Annotated in this window: 13 protein-coding genes; 11 read left to right on the plus strand and 2 right to left on the minus strand. The window is 72.8% G+C overall.

Annotation, left to right across the window (positions count from 1 at the left end; all coding sequences use genetic code 11):
- Positions 1–15 precede the first annotated feature (15 nt).
- Genes smc through ACYU8V_RS07085 form a run of 3 tightly spaced genes read left to right on the plus strand, consistent with a single transcriptional unit; the run spans position 16 to position 6,105 of the window.
- Complete coding sequence (gene smc / locus ACYU8V_RS07075) at positions 16–3,567, plus strand: chromosome segregation protein SMC (RefSeq protein ID WP_460846213.1); 3,552 nt, start codon at positions 16–18, stop codon at positions 3,565–3,567.
- Complete coding sequence (locus tag ACYU8V_RS07080; RefSeq protein WP_460846215.1) at positions 3,564–5,663, plus strand: acyltransferase family protein; 2,100 nt, start codon at positions 3,564–3,566, stop codon at positions 5,661–5,663. The genes smc and ACYU8V_RS07080 overlap by 4 nt, the downstream gene beginning before the upstream one ends.
- A complete protein-coding gene (locus ACYU8V_RS07085; protein WP_460846216.1) occupies positions 5,653–6,105 on the plus strand; it encodes an acyl-CoA thioesterase in 453 nt (150 codons plus the stop codon). Before ACYU8V_RS07080 ends, ACYU8V_RS07085 begins: the two co-directional genes overlap by 11 nt.
- Here ACYU8V_RS07085 and ACYU8V_RS07090 read toward each other — a convergent pair.
- Positions 6,077–7,090: a hypothetical protein gene (locus ACYU8V_RS07090; protein ID WP_460846218.1), complete on the minus strand. Its 1,014-nt coding sequence runs from the start codon at positions 7,088–7,090 to the stop codon at positions 6,077–6,079. The genes ACYU8V_RS07085 and ACYU8V_RS07090 overlap by 29 nt on opposite strands.
- 35 nt (positions 7,091–7,125) lie before the next feature.
- On the opposite strand from ACYU8V_RS07090, the gene ACYU8V_RS07095 reads away from it, so the two are divergent.
- From ACYU8V_RS07095 to ACYU8V_RS07130, 8 genes are read left to right on the plus strand one after another with little or no spacing between them, the layout of a single operon-like run.
- A complete protein-coding gene (locus tag ACYU8V_RS07095) occupies positions 7,126–8,901 on the plus strand; it encodes a glycosyltransferase family 4 protein (protein ID WP_460846220.1) in 1,776 nt (591 codons plus the stop codon).
- Positions 8,898–9,638, plus strand: coding sequence for a glycosyltransferase family 2 protein (locus tag ACYU8V_RS07100; RefSeq protein ID WP_460846221.1), 741 nt, complete (start codon positions 8,898–8,900; stop codon positions 9,636–9,638). Before ACYU8V_RS07095 ends, ACYU8V_RS07100 begins: the two co-directional genes overlap by 4 nt.
- 36 nt (positions 9,639–9,674) lie before the next feature.
- The gene (locus tag ACYU8V_RS07105) at positions 9,675–10,637 is read left to right on the plus strand and encodes a TylF/MycF/NovP-related O-methyltransferase (protein ID WP_460846222.1); all 963 of its coding nucleotides are present in this window, start codon (positions 9,675–9,677) and stop codon (positions 10,635–10,637) included.
- Between the two features lie 46 nt (positions 10,638–10,683).
- Positions 10,684–11,598, plus strand: coding sequence for an NAD-dependent epimerase/dehydratase family protein (locus ACYU8V_RS07110; protein ID WP_460846223.1), 915 nt, complete (start codon positions 10,684–10,686; stop codon positions 11,596–11,598).
- Positions 11,595–12,896, plus strand: coding sequence for a hypothetical protein (locus tag ACYU8V_RS07115; RefSeq protein WP_460846224.1), 1,302 nt, complete (start codon positions 11,595–11,597; stop codon positions 12,894–12,896). Before ACYU8V_RS07110 ends, ACYU8V_RS07115 begins: the two co-directional genes overlap by 4 nt.
- Positions 12,893–13,639 carry a glycosyltransferase family A protein gene (locus tag ACYU8V_RS07120; protein ID WP_460846225.1) on the plus strand — a complete coding sequence of 249 codons (747 nt, stop codon included), beginning with the start codon at positions 12,893–12,895 and terminating at the stop codon, positions 13,637–13,639. Before ACYU8V_RS07115 ends, ACYU8V_RS07120 begins: the two co-directional genes overlap by 4 nt.
- Positions 13,636–14,679: a hypothetical protein gene (locus ACYU8V_RS07125; protein WP_460846227.1), complete on the plus strand. Its 1,044-nt coding sequence runs from the start codon at positions 13,636–13,638 to the stop codon at positions 14,677–14,679. The genes ACYU8V_RS07120 and ACYU8V_RS07125 overlap by 4 nt, the downstream gene beginning before the upstream one ends.
- Complete coding sequence (locus tag ACYU8V_RS07130) at positions 14,676–17,372, plus strand: glycosyltransferase family 8 protein (protein WP_460846229.1); 2,697 nt, start codon at positions 14,676–14,678, stop codon at positions 17,370–17,372. The genes ACYU8V_RS07125 and ACYU8V_RS07130 overlap by 4 nt, the downstream gene beginning before the upstream one ends.
- A gap of 24 nt (positions 17,373–17,396) precedes the next feature.
- On the opposite strand, the gene ACYU8V_RS07135 is transcribed toward ACYU8V_RS07130, so the two are convergent.
- Positions 17,397–18,047: a sulfotransferase family 2 domain-containing protein gene (locus ACYU8V_RS07135; protein WP_460846231.1), complete on the minus strand. Its 651-nt coding sequence runs from the start codon at positions 18,045–18,047 to the stop codon at positions 17,397–17,399.
- Positions 18,048–18,140 lie beyond the last annotated feature (93 nt).

The raw sequence follows: 18,140 nt of genomic DNA on the forward strand, positions 1-18,140 counted from the left end.
CGAAGGGGACGTTCGTTGTACCTGAAGAGCCTCACCCTCAAGGGGTTCAAGTCCTTCGCGTCTGCGACGACCCTGCAGCTCGAGCCGGGGATCACCTGCATCGTCGGACCGAACGGCTCGGGCAAGTCCAATGTCGTCGACGCGCTCGCCTGGGTGATGGGCGAGGCCAGCGCCAAGAGCCTGCGCGGCGGCAAGATGGACGACGTCATCTTCGCCGGCACCTCCGGACGTCCGCCGCTGGGTCGTGCCGAGGTGCTGCTCACCATCGACAACTCCGACGGCGCGCTGCCGATCGAGTACGCCGAGGTCACGATCAGCCGGACGATGTTCCGCACCGGCGGCTCGGAGTACGCCATCAACGGCACCACCTGCCGGCTGCTGGACGTGCAGGAGCTGCTCAGCGACTCCGGCATCGGCCGCGAGATGCACGTCATCGTCGGCCAGGGCCAGCTCGACACGATCCTGCACGCCACCCCGGAGGACCGGCGCGGGTTCATCGAGGAGGCCGCGGGCGTCCTCAAGCACCGCAAGCGCAAGGAGAAGGCGCTGCGGAAGCTGGACTCGACCGAGGGCAACCTGCACCGCCTCAACGACCTGCTCAGCGAGATCCGGCGCCAGCTCAAGCCGCTCGGCCGCCAGGCGGAGGTCGCGCGGAGGGCCGCCACGGTCCAGGCCGACGTGCGCGACGCGAAGGCACGGCTGCTCGCCGACGACCTCGTCACCGCGCGTACGTCGCTGGCCCAGGAGCTCGCCGACGAGAGCATGCTCACCCAGCGCCGCCAGGAGGTCGAGACGGCCGTCGCCACGGCGCGCGAGCAGGAGGCACGGCTCGAGGAGGCGCTCCGCGAGGACCTGCCGGCCCTGGCCGCCGCCCAGGAGTCCGTGGCCGCGCTCAACGCGCTGCGCGAGCGGCTGCGCGGCACCCACAGCCTGGCCTCCGAGCGGGTCCGCAACGCCGCCGGGATCGCCGAGACCGACGTCGAGAGCGGCCGGGACCCCGAGGAGCTCGAGGCCGAGGCCGCGCGCCTGGCCGCGCAGGAGGCCGAGATCGCGGCGCTCGTCACCGAGCATCAGACCGCGCTCGAGCAGGCCGTCGAGGCCCGCAAGGCCGCCGAGGTGGCCGCGGCGGAGGAGCAGCGCCGCGTCGCCGGCCTGCTCCGCGCCGCCGCCGACCGGCGCGAGGGGCTCGCGCGGCTGCACGGCCAGGTCGAGACGCTGCGGTCCAAGGTGAGCTCCGCCGAGGACGAGCTCGGCCGGCTGGAGACCGCCCGCACCGACGCCCTCGCCCGTGCCGACCGCGCCCAGCGCGACTTCACCGCGTTGGAGACCAAGGTCGCGGGGCTCGACGCCGGCGAGGAGGGCCTGGACGCCGAGCACGAGGCCGCGGTGGCGGCCCTCGACGACCTCGACGACCGGCTCGCCAAGCTGCGCGAGGAGGCCCAGCAGGCCGACCGCGACAAGTCGGCCCTCGGCGCCCGCAAGGAGGCCCTCGAGCTGGGTCTGGCCCGCAAGGACGGAGCAGGAGCGCTGCTCGCCGCCAGCGACACGGTCTCCGGGCTGCTCGGCTCGGTGGCGGCGCTGGTGAGCGTGCGGTCCGGCTACGAGGCGGCCGTCGCGGCCGCCCTCGGTGCCGCAGCAGACGCCGTGGCCGTCGCGGACTCCTCGGCCGCGGTCGGCGCGCTGAGCCACCTCAAGGCCGACGACCTCGGCCGCGCCGGGCTGCTGCTCGGCGGGGGAGTCGTCGACCGGTCCGACTGGCCCGCGCTCCCCACCGGCGTCACGTACGCCGCCGACGTCATCGAGTGCCCCGCGACCGTGCGTCCCTCCCTGACCCGGCTGCTGCACAAGACCGCCGTCGTGGTCGACCTCGCGGCGGCCCAGGACCTCGTGGCCGCGCTGCCCGACCTCGTCGCGGTCACCCGCGACGGCGACCTGCTCGGTGCCCACTTCGCCTCTGGCGGCTCCTCGGCCCAGCAGAGCCTGCTGGAGATCCAGGCCGCCGTCGACGAGGCCACCGCCTCGCTCGCCGAGGCGGTCGCCGCCTCCGAGCGGCTCGGCTTCGACCTCGCCCGCCTCGAGGCCGAGCGGGTCGAGGCCCAGCAGCGCGCCGACGTCGCGCTGGCCCGCCTGCACGAGTCCGACGCCACCCTGGCTGCCGTCGCCGAGGAGCTCGGCCAGCACGGCTCGCTGGCCCGGTCCGCGCGGGCCGAGGCGGAGCGGCTGACCGAGGCGATGGGCAAGGCCGAGACCAACCGCGAGCAGGCGCTGGTCGGCCTCGCCGAGCTCGAGCAGCGCCTCGCCACCGCCGAGGAGGGCGGCGAGGAGGAGCCGGACACCACCGAGCAGGAGCGCCTCGTCGAGGCCACCCGCAACGCCCGTCAGGCCGAGATGGAGTCGCGGCTCGCCCTGCGCACCTCCGAGGAGCGCGCCCGCGCGCTGCACGGTCGCGTGGACCAGATGCGGCGCGCGGCGGCGGCCGAGCGCGAGGCCCGCGCCCGCGCGGCCGCCCGTCGCGAGCGGCTGCTCGCCGAGGGTCGTGCCGGGGCGGCGGTCGCGTCAGCGGCGGCGTACGTCATCGAGCGGCTGGAGGTCTCCATCGGCCTCGCCACCGCCGAGCGGCAGGCCGTCGAGGACGCCCGCCGCGGACGCGAGCAGGCGCTGGTCACCGTGCGCGGAACCCTGCGCGACCTGGGCCGCGAGCTGGAGGAGCTGGTCAGCTCGGTGCACCGCGACGAGCTCGCGCGAGCCCAGCAGCGGATGCGCATCGAGCAGCTGGAGACCAAGGCGCTCGAGGAGCTCGGCCTGGAGGCCGACGGCCTGATCGCCGAGTACGGGCCCGAGCTGCCTGTCCCCGTGGTGGACCCCGACGCCGAGCCGGACGCCGAGCCCGAGCTGGTGCCCTACGTCCGCGAGGAGCAGGCCAAGCGGCTCAAGAACGCCGAGAAGGCACTCGCCATGCTGGGTCGGGTGAACCCGCTCGCGCTGGAGGAGTTCACCGCGATGGAGGAGCGCCACCAGTTCCTCTCCGAGCAGCTCGAGGACCTGCGCCAGACCCGCAAGGACCTGCTCGACATCGTCAAGGACGTCGACGTCCGGGTGGAGCAGGTCTTCACCGAGGCATGGGAGGACGTGCGGGTCGCCTTCGACCACGTCTTCGCGCGACTCTTCCCCGGCGGCGAGGGACGACTCGTCCTCACCGACCCGAGCGACATGCTCACCACCGGCATCGAGGTGGAGGCGCGCCCCGCGGGCAAGAAGGTCAAGCGGCTCTCGCTGCTCTCCGGCGGCGAGCGCTCGCTGGTCGCGGTCGCGTTCCTGGTCTCGCTGTTCAAGGCCCGCCCCTCGCCGTTCTACATCCTCGACGAGGTCGAGGCCGCCCTGGACGACACCAACCTGGGTCGCCTGCTGGAGATCTACGAGGAGCTGCGCGAGCACTCGCAGCTGCTCGTCATCACCCACCAGAAGCGCACGATGGAGGTTGGTGACGCCCTCTACGGTGTCACCATGCGTGGCGACGGCGTGTCTGCGGTGATCAGCCAGCGGCTGCGCGACACCCAGCCCGCGTGACCGGTCTGGCAGAGCCGCCGGTCGCAGGGGAGCGCCGGGTCCCGCTGCGCGTCGAGGTGCAGGTGCTGCGCGCCGTCGCGGTCGTCGGCGTCGTCCTCAACCACCTGTGGCCGCGGCTGTTCCACGGCGGCTACATCGGCGTCGACATCTTCTTCGTCATCTCCGGCTACCTGATCAGCGGCCAGCTGCTGCACGAGCTGCGCGCGACGCGGCGGATCTGGATCCTGCGCTTCTGGGCCCGCCGTGCGCGCCGGCTGCTGCCCGCCAGCATGCTGGTCCTGGTGGTCGCGGCCGTCGGCACCGTGCTGCTGATCCCCAAGCCGATGTGGCAGGAGGTGATGCGCCAGATCGTCTCCTCGGCGCTCTACTTCCAGAACTGGACGCTCGCGCACAACGCCACCGACTACTTCCGCTCGGCGCAGTCGCCCTCGCCGGTCACGCACTACTGGTCGCTGTCGCTGGAGGAGCAGTTCTACCTGGGCTGGCCGCTGCTGGCGTGGCTGGCGTTCACCGCCGGCCGGGTCGTACGACGCCCGCGGGCGGCCGTCTTCCTCGCGTTCACTGCGATCGCCGTGGCGTCGTACGTCGTCTCGATCCAGCTCACGCGCAGCGACCCGCACGCGGCGTACTTCGCGACCCAGACCCGGATCTGGGAGCTCGCGATCGGCGGCATGCTCGCCCACTTCCCGGTACGCCGCCGGCTGCGCCTGCCGCTCGCCGCGATCGGCTGGGTCGCCATCCTCGGCTCGATGTACTTCCTCACCGAGACCACCCCGATCCCGGGCTCGGTCGCGCTGATCCCGGTGCTCGGCACCGCCCTGGTGATCTGGTGCGGGGACGGCTTCCCCGGGCTGGTGCCGCGGTTCGTCCGGCTCGCCCGCGGGGTCAGCCTGCAGCTCGGCCGGATCTCCTACTCGCTCTACCTGTGGCACTGGCCGCTGATCGTGCTGGTGCCCTACGCCACCGGGCACGCGCTGACCGACTGGGAGAAGGGCGACGTCCTCCTGGTCTCTCTCGGCATCGCCTGGATCAGCACCGGCCTGGTCGAGGACCGGGTCCGCACCTCGGGCTGGCTCAACCGCGGCAGCTCGCTGCGGTCGCTGGCCCCCGGCGCTGTCGCCATGGCGGCCGTCGTGGTGCTCGCGAGCTCGTTCACCCAGGAGGTCGACACCCAGGTGTCGCGCGCGACCGCGACGGTCGACGCCGCCGCGAGCTCGCCCGCGCCGTGCTTCGGCGCCCGTGCGATCGCCAACCGCTGCGCGAACCCGCACTACCTGAAGTACCGCGACTCCGCACTGCTCACCAGCCGCAGCTACAACGACCGGCTGCACGGCGGCTCGGAGTGCATGCAGGACCAGGACAAGCCCGGCGTGGTGAGCTGCTCCTTCGGCGTCCCGGCGGCGTCGGCGACGCTCCGGATCGCCCTGGTCGGCGACTCGCACGCCCGGCACTGGGCGCCCGCGCTGGACCAGCTCGCGGTCCAGCACCGGTGGAACGTCGTGCTGATGAGCAAGGGCTCTTGCCCGCTCGACACCGCCCCGGTGACGACCGCGCGCTACCCCGAGGACGCCGCGAGCTGTCACCAGTGGGTGCACTCGGTGATGGACCGGCTCGAGCAGGACCGCTCGATCGACCTGGTCGTGACCTCGTCGAGCAGCCGCCGCTACCTGGTGCAGGGGGCGCCCCCCGGCCACAACCGGGCCCCGCTCAAGACGGGGTTCCGGTCCGCCTGGAGCCAGCTCGCCCGGTCCGGGAAGGCGGTGGTCGTCATCGGCGACGTACCCGCGATGGACCAGGGGGACCTGCCCACGTGCGTCGCCCGGGCCAAGACCCGCGACGACCCGTGCTGGGTGGCGCGCTCCGCGGCGCTGTCGCCGGACCCGATGCTGCAGGCGGCCGCCGAGTCGACGAGCAAGCGGGTGTTCTCGGTGGACCTCAACCGGTTCTTCTGCGACCGCAGCCGCTGCCACAGCGTCATCGGCGGCGTGGTGGCCTGGGCCGACGAGAACCACATCATCGGCTACTTCGCGCGCACGCTCGCGCCGTACCTGGATCCCGCGCTGCAGAGGGCTATCGTCTCGCTCCGTGACCGATGAGCGCGTACGCCGGCCCCGCAGCGACTACTCCGCGTGGCGGCAGGCGACCACGCGGTGGGCCGACATCGACGTCTACGGCCACCTCAACAACGCCCGGTACTTCGAGCTGATCGACACCGCGGTCAACGCCCATCTCGCCGAGGCCACCGGCGTCGACATCCGGGCGCTGCCGGCGATCGGCGTCGTGGCCGAGGTGTCGTGCCGCTACTTCGCCGAGATGGGCTACCCGGACCCGATCGACCTCGGTCTGGCCGTCGACCGGATCGGCACGTCCTCGATCGTCTACCGGATCGGGATGTTCCAGGGCGACGGCGAGCTGGCGAGCGCCGAGGGCCGGTTCGTGCACGTGTACGTCGACAACACCGACCCGGCCCGCCCGTCGACCCCGATCCCGGACGTGATCCGCGAGGCGATCAGCCCGCTGCTGCGACCCGCTCCCTGAGCTCGGCGAACCGCGTGGGCGTCAGGCCCTGGTGGGTCGTCGTCGCGGCCGGCCGCCGCGCCTCGGTGAACAGCGGAGCGCCGCCGAGGTAGCGCCGCCCGACCTCCGCGTTGCCGGCCGCCCAGTGCGCGTCGAAGGCGTCGAGGACGTCCTCGGGCAGGGTCAGCACCGGCCCCCGCGGCAGGGACGCCAGCGACGCGACGATCGCGCGGTTGTCGATCGCGCCCGGCCGGGCCCCCTCCGCGACGGCGGCGACGTTGAGCAGCCGGAGCAGCTCGACCGCCTCGGCGTCGAGGCTCTCGTTGCGGCGTACGTCCTCGGTCGGGGGCGCGTCCAGCGGCAGGTCCACGGCGGCGATGAGGTCCGGGAGCAGCGACCCGCCGGCGAACCGCCCGGGCTGGAACGGCCGGACGACGACCCGGGTCGGCGCCATGGCCTCCTCCCACATCCGAAGCCGCCGCGCGTAGTCGTAGATGTCGCTGTGGTCGCGGACGGCGAACTCGGCGAGGGTCGCGGTCTCGCCGACCTTCACCGACTGCTGGTAGCGGCTGACCAGGTGCTCGGCCTGCGGGCGCAGGTAGACCAGCACCGTCCGTGCGGACGCGACCTCGTCCAGCAGCGTGCGCAGCCGCCCCAGCGCCACCGGTCCGAGCGCGTAGAGGCCCTCGTCGGAGAACAGCAGCCGCTCGGGCCGCGCCTCCCGGAGCTCGGCGGCGAGCGCGTCGCGGTGGTGGGCGCGGTACGCCGCCGGGTCGGTGTGCCCGCCGCGCTGCCAGACCAGCGACCCGACCAGGTGCTGGTCGAGCTTCGCGGAGTGACCGAGGTGGGTGTGCCGCACCGGTCCCATCGCCCGCGGGTAGAGGACACCGCCCGCGGCGAGTTCGCCGCGGTGGTCGGCGAGGAAGCGCTGGATGGCGGAGGTGCCGGTCTTGCCGGTGCCGATGTGCAGCACGACCTCGCGCGCCCGGGGACCCTTCCGCCACATGACCCCCATTGTGGTGGCCGTGCCAGAATGCGCGCGTGGCAGGCGCTCCGAAGTCCCTCACCTCCCGGATCCGCCGCCTCCGCAAGGGCGCGCCGATCGAGGCCGAGCCGGTCCGTCCCAGCAACATGGGCGAGGCGTTCGACGCGGCGGTGGCCCGCGCCCGGACCCAGCAGCTGCCCGCAGGCCTCGACTCCGACTACGACCTGGTCCGCGAGCACTTCGACGACGTCCACTACCTGCTGCAGATCCGCGAGCCGGGGCAGCGGCCCGACGGCGACCTGGTCGAGCACTTCCTCGAGGGTGGCGCCGACGCGGCGTACTCACCCGAGCCGGGGTTCGGCATGCCGGTCTACCTGGCCCGCCACCCGCGGCGCCGCGAGCGCCGGGAGAGTCCCTACGTCGGCTGGCTGCGCGAGGGCCGCGACGCCGGCGAGATCGGCGACCCCACGGTCGGCCTTGCGCGGATCGCGCCCGTCCTCGGCATGACGCCGCCCGAGCTCGCCGAGCAGCTCGGCACCGTGCGCGACGACCTGACCGAGCGGCTGCGGTACGGCGTCCTGGGCGAGCAGCTCGCGAAGGCGTCCGCGATCGAGCCGCTGATCAGCTCGACCTGGTCCGCGACCACCCAGCCGCGGATCCAGCCGGTCAACGCGCCCGAGATCACCGACCAGGTGGTCGCCCTGCACGCCTGCCACGAGCAGGCCGGCTTCGCCCGGGCACGGCTGGTGTTCGTGATCAACCGGCCGCGCTGGGGCTCCGGGCGCCGGATCGAGGGCCATGTCGCCCACGCGCTCCGCGACCGGATCGCCCCCGAAGACATCGTCGTCGTCTACACCGACCAGGGCGGTGCCAGCCCGGAGGGGCGGTTCCCCGCCGGCGTACGGGAGATCGACTTCGCGGCCGCGACCCGCGAGCTGACCGCGCCGCAGCGGGCGCGGGTCCTCGTCGAGCTGATCCGCTCGCTGCGCTCCGAGGCGGTCCTCAACATCAACTCGCGTGTCCTGTACGACGCCCTCGGCCCCTACGGCCGGGCCCTGGCCGCCACCGAGCGGATCTTCCCGGTGATGTTCTGCAACGAGCAGCTCACCGAGACCGAGTGGGGAGGGTGGAGCCTCAAGCACTTCTACCGGGTCATCGACCACGTGCCCGCGGTCATCACCGACAGCCGGTTCCTCAAGGACGAGCTGACCGAGCGCAACCTGCTGCCCGACGAGATCCGCGACCGGATCCACGTGTTCCGCGCGCCGGTCGAGCCGGCCATCCCGCTCGCGCCGGTCCCGGACGCGACGCCGGGACGCCGCCCGCAGGTCTACTGGTCGGGGCGCTGGGACCGCCAGAAGCGGGTCGACCTGGTCATGCGGATCGCGGCGCTGCTTCCCGACGTCGACTTCCACCTGTGGGGCGAGCGGGTGCTCCAGGGCGACCCGATCACCGACGTGCCCGCCAACGTGACCCTCGAGGGCCGCTACGCCAGCTTCGCCGACCTGGACCTCGGCCGCGCCGACGCCTGGCTCTACACCTCGGCCTGGGACGGCGTGCCGCAGCTGCTGCTCGAGGTCGCCATGACCGGCGTCCCGATCGTGGCCAGCGTCGTCGGCGGCGTCGGCGAGCTGCTGCCGGACGACGAGGCCTGGCCGATCCGCGACGTGGACGACCCGGCGGCGTACGCCGATGCGCTCCGCGCCGTCCTCGCCGACCCGAACGACGCCCGCGTCCGCGCCCGGAGGCTGCGCGAGCGGCTGCTGGTCGAGCGCAGCGAAGAGGCGTACGCCGAGGCCGCCGCGACCGTGCTGCTGGAGGATGCGCGGTGACCGACCTGACCGTCGTCGTGACCGCCCACGACGAGACCACCGTCTGCGGTCCGACCATGCTCGCCGCCGACGCCTCGATCGCGGAGGCCCGCGCGCGCGGCATCAGCGTGCAGCCGGTGATCGCGCTGGACCGGCCCACGGACGGCACGGCGGCGTACTTCGCCCAGGACCGGTTCGCCCACTGGGAGCGCCGCACCTACGACGACGGCGACCTCGGCCGCGTCCGCAACACGCTCCTGCCCGACACCGACGGCGACCATGTCGCGTTCCTGGACGCCGACGACCTGTTCAGCGAGAACTGGCTGGCCGAGGGCGTGGCCCGCCTGCAGCGGGCCGAGGAGGCGGGGGAGCGGGTCATCGCGCACCCCGAGCTCAACGTCTTCTTCGACGGCATCACCTCGGTGCTGGTCAACCTCGACCAGACCTCGCCGCTGTTCACCCCCCACTACTTCTACTTCCGCAACTACTACGACTCGCTGTGCCTGGCGCCGCGGCAGGCCCACCTGGAGCACCCCTACGTCTCGCGGGACATCCCCAACGGGCTGTCCTTCCAGGACTTCCAGTTCAGCATCGAGACGATGGGCGCCGGCTGGGAGCACGTCGCGGTGCGCGACACGATCATCTTCAAGCGAAGGCGCGACTTCTCCCTGGTGGTCGAGAGCAGTGCGCGCAAGTCGATCGTGCGCGCTCTCCCCGAGATGGCCATCGACCGGGTCCGCGACCTCGGGCGCCGCTGACCGATCGGCGCGGCCGCGTGTGATTGCATGACGTCCATGTCGCTCTCGGCCACCGTCAACCGTGTCCTCACCCGGACCACCGGCTACCGACTGACCCGGGAGACCCCGGAGCAGCGCGAGGTCGCGCTGCGGCGCGCGCGTCGCGCCGGGGCGCGCAAGGCCTGGGAGCGCGCCGAGCGCCAGGCCGCCGCCCGCGAGGAGCGGCGCAAGGCCCGGACCGAGCAGCGCCGCCAGGAGCGGCTGGAGCGCCAGCGGCTCGACGCGGAGCGCCGCGAGGCCGAGCGGGCCGAGGCCGAGCGCACCGGCGCCAACCTGCCGGCCGACTGGGACGAGACGAAGCGCTCGATCGTGGCGCAGGTCAAGCCGCGCACCATGACCGGGCCGCCCAAGCTCGCCCCGCTCATCGAGGCGGTGCGGTACGTCGCCCGCCACCGCATCCCCGGCGACGTCGTGGAGTGCGGCGTCTGGCGCGGCGGCAGCATGATGGCCATCGCGCTCACCCTCGCCGCGGAGGGCGACACCTCCCGCGAGCTGCACCTGTTCGACACCTTCGAGGGCATGCCGCCCCCCACCGAGGAGGACACCCGCCTCGACACCGGCGGCGAGCGGATCACCGCGCAGGAGGCCCTGGACCGGGTCGGCCGCGACGCGCGGGTGTGGGCCGTGGCCGGGCTGGAGGACGTGCAGCAGGGCATGGCCGAGACCGGCTACCCCGCGGACCGGGTCCACTTCCACCAGGGCCTGGTCGAGGACACCGTGCCGGACCTGGCGCCGGCCACGATCGCGCTGCTGCGCCTCGACACCGACTGGTACGCCTCCACCAAGCACGAGCTCGAGCACCTCTACCAGCGGCTCAGCCCCGGCGGCGTACTCATCCTCGACGACTACGCCGACTGGGAGGGCGCGCGCCGGGCGACCGACGAGTGGCTGGCCGCGACCGGCGAGCGCCTGCTGCTCGTGCCGATCGGGCAGGGCGTGATCGCGGTCAAGCCCGGCTGACCCCCTATCCTTGGTGCCCGCCCTACCCCGACCCAGAGGATCACTCGTGAAGAACGTCCTGATCACCGGAGGAGCCGGTTTCGTCGGCGACCACCTGGCCGACCACCTGCTGCGCCGTGGGGAGTACGCCGTCACGGTCATCGACAACGAGGTCCTCGGCGACCGCAGCGTGCTCGACCTGGACCGGGTCACCTTCATCGAGGGCGACCTGCGCAGCACCGAGGACGTCGCGAAGGCCGTCGAGGGACAGGACGTCATCGTCCACCTGGCCGCCGACACCCGCGTGATCCCGAGCATCGAGGACCCGGTCTTCAACTTCGACAACAACGTCGTCGGCACCTTCAACCTGCTGCAGGCCGCCCGCGCGGCCGGCGTGAAGCGCGTCGTCGCCGCCTCCACGGGCGGCGCGATCCTCGGCGACGTCACGCCGCCGGTGCACGAGGAGATGGCGCCCCAGCCGACCTCGCCGTACGGCGCCTCCAAGCTGATGCTGGAGGGCTACCTGAGCGCGTTCTCGGCGTCGTACGGGCTCAGCGGAGCGGCCCTGCGGTTCTCCAACATCTACGGCCCGCGGTCCTTCCACAAGGGCTCGGTGGTCGCCCACTTCTTCAAGGAGATGCTCGAGGGCAACCCGCTGGTCGTCTACGGCGACGGCAGCCAGGCCCGCGACTTCCTGTACGCCGGCGACCTGGTCGAGGCGATCGAGGCGGCCATGAACAGCACCGCCACCGGTGCGTTCCAGCTGGGCAGCGGCAAGCCCACCACCGTCAACGAGCTGCTCGACGTGATCCGTACGGTGACCGGCCTCGACCCCGAGGTGCAGTACAAGGACTTCCGTGCCGGCGAGGTGAAGCTGACCTGGTGCCAGGTCGACAAGGCCCGCGAGCACCTCGGCTTCGAGCCGAGGACGCCGCTGGAGCAGGGCCTGCGCGAGACCTGGGAGTGGTTCCAGAGCCGATGACCGACCCGATCAGCGAGAAGGACGCGTGGGGGCCGCGGATCCGGCGCAAGCTCGGGCGGGTCAGGCGGAGCGTTCAGGAGCAGCGCCGGCCGGTGGGCGACAAGCCCGTGGTCGTGCGCGAGGAGACGCACTACGGCCCGGACGTCGACGACCTCGTCGCGCGGCAGCGCGAGAACCAGCGCCGCTACGGCGTCAATGACGAGTACGACCTGGTGCGCGAGCACTTCGACCACTACCACTACGCGCTGCAGACCGAGGGCGTCCTCGACGCCGAGGCGGACCCGATCCGGCATTTCCTGTGGTCGGGCCCGGTCGCCAAGTTCAGCCCGCACCCGGACTTCAACGCCCGCAAGTACCTGCGCCGCCACCCCGAGCGCAAGGGGACCGAGGAGCGCTCGCTCTACCTGGAGTGGCTCAAGCGGGGCCGGGACGCCGGTGAGATCGCCGATCCCGCCGAGGGCGTCGAGCCGATGGCCGAGCTGCTCGGCATGACACCACTCGCCGTGGTCGAGCGGATGCGCGACATCCGTGCCGACACCACGCAGCGGCTGCGCACCGGCGAGCTGGGCGAGATGTTCGCCAAGGCCGTGGAGCTCGAGCCGCTGATCGGCGACGCGTGGCGCGAGACGGCGGTGCGGATCGCCCAGCTCCCGCTGCGCAACGACTCCGTCGCCCTGTGCGCCGCCGCCATCCACGACGCCCACCAGCAGGCCGGGTTCCGCCGCGCGCGGGTCGTGGTCGCGGTCGACCGGCCCCGTGCCGACGGCCTCGACGTGCTCGTGGTGACCAGCCTCGCTGCCGGGATCGACCCCGCGGAGATCGTCGTCATCTACACCGACGGCAGCCCGGAGGACGCCGCCGTGACCCTGCCGAGCGGGGTCCGGGTCGTCGACTTCCACAGCCGCTTCGCCGACCTGGTCTGGGTGATGCCCGAGGATCGGCAGCAGGCGATGGTCTCGCTGGTGCGCTCGTTCTACGCCGACGCACTGGTCAACGTCGAGTCCGAGCTGTTCCACGACATGCTCGCCCCCTACGCCAAGGCGCTGCTCAGCTCGGAGCGCATCTTCCTCAGCTTCGGCGTCGGCGCCGACGGCCGGCCCAGCCCGGGCAGCCTGCGCTGGCTCTACCCCACGATCGAGTACGTCGAGGGCCTCCTCGTGGCCAGCGACGAGGTGCGCGACGCCCTCGACGAGCACTTCCAGCTGACCGCCCCCTACCTGGAGAGGTTCCACGTGCTCGGTGCCGACGGCGACCCCGACCTGGCGGCCCGCGTGCTGCGCGAGGAGGCGCGGTCATGACCGACCTGACCCTGATCGTCACCGCGCACAGCGAGACGACCGTCGCCGGCCCGACGATGCGATCGGCCGCCGCGGCGATCGCCGCGGCCCGCGCGCGCGGCTACTCGGTCCAGCAGATCATCGCCCTGGACCGCGCCACACCGGCCACGACGGCGTACTTCTCCCAGGAGCGGTTCGACGACTGGGAGCGGTGGACCATGGACGAGGGCGACCTCGGACTGGTCCGCAACGCGCTCGTCCCGCGCACCGAGGGCGACTTCATCGCCTTCCTCGACGCCGACGACATCTTCAGCGAGAACTGGCTCGCCGCCGGCCTGGACATGGTCACCGAGGGCGCCCGGCAGGGGATCGGGATGATCGCCAGCCCCGAGCTCGAGGTCCTCTTCGACCGCAACGTCGCCGTGACCCGCAACCTGGAGCAGGACTCGGAGCTGTTCACGCCGTACTTCCTCTACCTGCGCGGCTACTACGATTCGCTGTGCATCACGCCGCGCCAGGCCCACCTCGAGGTTCCCTACGCGAGCCGGGACATCCCGAACGGGCTGGCCTTCCAGGACTTCCAGTTCGCGATCGAGACCATGTCGAGGGGTTGGAAGCACGTCACCGTGAAGGACACCATCATCTTCAAGCGGCGCCGCGACGCATCGCTCGTGACCGAGAGCAGCGGGCGTCGCGCGATCATCCGGACGCTGCCCGAGATGGCGATCGACCGGGTCCGCGACCTGGCGCAGGAGAACCGATGACCAACCCCAAGGACCTCCAGCTGGTCCTGCACATCGGTCTGCACAAGACCGCCTCGACGTACCTGCAGAACGTGCTGAGCGCGCGCCGGTACGACCTCATCGAGCACGGCGTCCTCTACCCGAGCACGGGCATGCACCCCGAGCGCCCGATCCGCACCCGCGACGGCGCCCAGTCGGGGCAGGCCAAGTTCACCGGCCGCACCGTCGGCAAGCAGCTGTTCGAGGACCTGCTCGAGGAGATCCCGTCCACGGCGTCGACGGTGCTGATGTCCGCCGAGGACTTCACCCACCCGCGGGTCTCGCCGGCCCAGCACGTCGAGCGGTTCAGCATGTTCGGCTCGATCAAGGTGCTGCTGGTCCTGCGCCGCCAGGACGTGTGGATCGAGAGCCTGTACAAGCAGTCGGTCGACCAGCACTACTACTTCGAGTCGCGCGCCTTCGGTGACTACCTCGCCCAGGAGGGTCCCGAGCTCCTTGACTTCCACACCCGGTTCTCGCCGTGGCGCGACCTGGTCGGGCCGGAGAACTTCCACGTCGTCTCCTACGACGACGTGGCCGACGGCGCCGCGATCTGCCGGCGCCTGCTGGAGGTGGCCGGCGTCGACGTCGCCGCCCTCGAGCCGTTCCCCGGTGTCGAGGTCCCGCGCTACGACAGCATCCGGCCCATCGACACCCTCGGGCTGCGGGTGCTCAACGGCCTGCGGCTGCGCAACCGCGACCTGCGCGACCGCACCGCCCGCCGCATCTACGACGCCGCGCCGGCCGGGGACATCGCGCTGATGACGCCGGAGATGCGGGAAGGCGTCATCAAGCTCTGCGCCCCGATCAACGAGCGCATCGAGGCCGAGTGGTTCGACGCGCCCGTGCCCGGGCTGCGCTTCGGCGCCGAGGTGCGCTCGGCGCCCGCGTCGGTGCCGAGCAGTGAGGAGACGGTCCGGTACGTCGAGGACGTCCTCTCGCTGTGCACCGCGGCCCGCACCCAGGACGATGCCGAGGCCGAGCAGGCGCGGCTGGCCAAGGCGGAGAAGGCCGGGGCGTGACCGAGCTGACGGGGCTGGGCGGGCTCAACGGGCTGGTCGTCGGCACCCTGTTCCGCGGCGAGGCCCGCCAGCTGGTGCAGTGGTGCAACGTCCACCTCAGCCGCGGCGCCGACGCGCTGTACGTCGCCCTCGACCGGCCCGCCGACGGCCTGGTCGACAGCCTGCCGGATGACCCGCGCGTGCACTGGCTGCCGATCGGCGCCGAGACCTGGCAGCGCTTCTACGCCGACGCCTCGGCGGCGGTCGAGCGCAAGCAGGTCGACGCCGCGCGATGGCTGGCCCGGGCCGCGGCGGCCGACGGGCACGGCTTCCTCGCCTTCATCGACGCCGACGAGGTCCTCGACCTGCGCCGCCCGTTCGCCGAGCTCGCCGCCGAGCACCCCGAGGCAGCGGCGTACAGCATCGGCGTGCGGGAGATGTGGTACGCCGGGCACGGCGTCGACGAGCCGTTCGGTGCGACCCTGGCGATGCGCCGGGTGCCCGCGCGGACCGACCTGACCCCGGTCTTCGGCTGGCGCTCGCAGTACCTGCGCAACGGGATGCTCGGCCACGACGTCGGCAAGACCGTCTACCGGCTGCCGATGGGTGCCGGCGCGATCAGCGTGCACGGGCCGCTGCCCGGCCGGCTCCGCGCGCGCACCGTCGCGCTCGGCGACGACGCCCGGCTGCTGCACTTCGACTCCGGCAGCGTCGCCACCTGGAACCACAAGTGGGCCTCCCGGCTGTCCGGCGAGGCCGTGGCCCGCGGCCTGGGTCTGCACCGGCAGGCCCAGCTGCGCCTCTTCGAGCCCGTGCTGCGCCGGGCGCCCGAGCAGCAGCGCGCGTTCTTCGACAGCTTCTTCCGGCTCGACGCCGACGCGGCCGCCCGTCTGGAGGCCGACGGCACCGTGGAGCGGGTCGACCTGTCCGGGCAGCTCGACGGCCCGCTGCCGGTGCCCCCGGCCTCCGACGACCTGGTCCAGCTGCCCGCCAAGGACGAGCGGGTCGACTTCCAGTTCGCCATGGTCTGCGACCGCAACTTCGTCAAGCCGACCTTCGCCACGATGATCTCGGTGCTGGCCCAGCTCGACCCGGAGCGCTCGGTCCGCTTCGTCGTCCTCGGCGACGCGCTCGAGCCCGTCGACGTCCACCACTTCCGCTCCCTGGAGCGGATCGGCCGGCGCGTCGAGGTGCAGGTCCACGACGTGACCCGCGACCTCGACCGCGACGTCGGCGTCGCGGTGACCGGCGTGAGTCGCTCCCGGGCGACCTACGGGCGGGTCTACCTCGTCGACCGGCTCCCCGAGCAGCGCACCGTCTATCTCGACGGCGACGTGCTCGCGACCCGCGACATCGCCGAGCTGTTCAGCCTGGACCTGGAGGGTGCCTGCATCGCGGGCGTCCCGGACAGCGCGGCGCTGCGTGCCGTCGAGCAGCCCGACAGCGTGTCGACCGAGCAGCGGATGCGGCTCACCGGCATCGCCGGCCCCGACCCGCTGGAGTACGTCAACGCCGGCGTGCTCGTCCTGGACCTGGACAACCCCGAGTACCGCGAGCGGGCCCTGGTGGCACGCGGCCTGGTCGCCCGGGCCGGTCGCGCGCTGGCCCAGCACGACCAGGACGCCGTCAACATCGCGTTCCGGGGGAGCAAGTTCCGGCTGCCCAGCACCTACAACTACATGACGCAGTTCTACACCTCCGAGCGCGCCGTCGCCGACGGGCTGCGGGCCCGCAAGTACGCCGCCGCGGACGCCTCGCTCATCCACTTCTCCGGCCGCATCAAGCCCTGGCTCACGGCCGATGAGGAGTTCTACAACGGCGTCTACCGGCAGCTCGTCGGCACCGCCGAGCAGCTGCTCGGGGTCAGCTGCGGCTTCTACTTCTCCCAGCGGCCGCGGGTCGGCCACCTGGACTGGGACGCCGACGGCTGGGCGGCGAACCTCGCGCTGGAGACGCTGCGCGAGGACGCCCCCGGGTCGCACGACACCGACGTCGAGTACGTCGACGCCACCGACTCCGCCCTGTACCTCCGCCTCTCCGCGGCGGCCTACCGGCACGCTCTCGCGACCGGCCTGGTGCTCCGCGTCGAGGCGGGCGGGACCCTTCTCGCCGACCTCTCGCCGGCCGACCTGGGGCCCCAGCAGGCGCATCTGGTCGAGCGGGTCGCCGCCGGCGTACGACGGCTCCCGGTGGACCTGCCCGCCCTGCTCGCCCCTGTCGGCGGGATCGCCCGGGGTGTCGAGCTCTCCCTCGTCGACCCGGCCGCGGCCGACGGCTTCCGGCGCTCGGTCGCCGTCGTCGACGTGCTGTCCGCCGGCCCGCTCACCGCAGCCACCCGTGACACGCTGCTGCGCGAGCTCGGCGTGACCGGCTCGATGACCGGCCTGGCCAAGGGCTGGCTGCAGGGCAGCTACCGCAGCACCGGGGAGATCCCGATGGTCCTGCACGTGGGCGACGAGCTCGTGGTGCGGCGTACGCCCGACGCCGAGCCGGACGGCCGCCGTCCGCTGCGGTTCCGGGCGGCCCACCTGGTCAAGCGCGGGTACGCCGCCGGGCGGTTCACCGTCTGCGTGGCCGGCACCAACGTGTCGCTGCCGGGGGAGACCCCGACGGCGGCGGAGGTGCTCGCCGAGCAGGCCGCGCGACCGGCGCGCGAGCTGGCCGCGGGGATCGGCGGCCGGGTCCGCCGGCTGGCGAAGAACCGGCGCCGCTGATCCTCGCCCGGGGTCAGCCGAGGCTCACAGGAAGCGCTTCGGCTTCTTGGTGCTGTAGCCGAACTGCTCGAAGTCGAGCGCGTAGAGCTCACGCAGCCGGCCCTCGAGGCGACGGCTGATCTGCACGTCGCGGCTGGAGAGCCGGTCCGGCCGGCTCTGCGAGGAGGTACGCCGCTTCAGCTCGACGTTGATGTCGATGGCGTGGTTGTCCCGCAGGTCGTTCACGGCGGTCTCGAGGCCGTCCTCGTAGCGGTAGACCACCGTGTCGCGCACCAGGAACTCGTGCTGCGGGCGCAGGTGGTTGTCGAGCAGGGTCGGCTCGTCGGCGTACCGGGCGAAGCGCTCCTCGGCCCAGGCGTCGACGAGGTGCTCGGCGCCGTCCGCGGGGTCCTGGCGGCGCATGGCGTACTCGGAGCGGAAGCGGGCGATGGGGTCACGGACCATGCAGAAGCGCAGGTCGAACTTCGGGATCCGCAGCGTCGCGCGGAGCAGGCGTGCGTGGTAGTGCTGCTGCGAGACCCGGATCAGGTGGTAGCGGTCCGGGTCGGTGCCGGGGGACTGGTAGAACGTGCGCTTCCACCCCGACTTCAGCAGTCCCTCGCCCAGCGAGGTCCCGCCGGTCTTGGGGATGTGGATGAACAGCACCGAGGTGTCGTCCTTCACGAAGATCGGCACGGAGAGGTCCCCTTGTTCTGCTCTGGCTGGGCGAGGCAGACCCTAACGTAACGAGGCTCCGGCCCCATCGGGGACCGGAGCCTCGTCGGCTAC

The organism is Nocardioides ultimimeridianus, assembly GCF_054777895.1.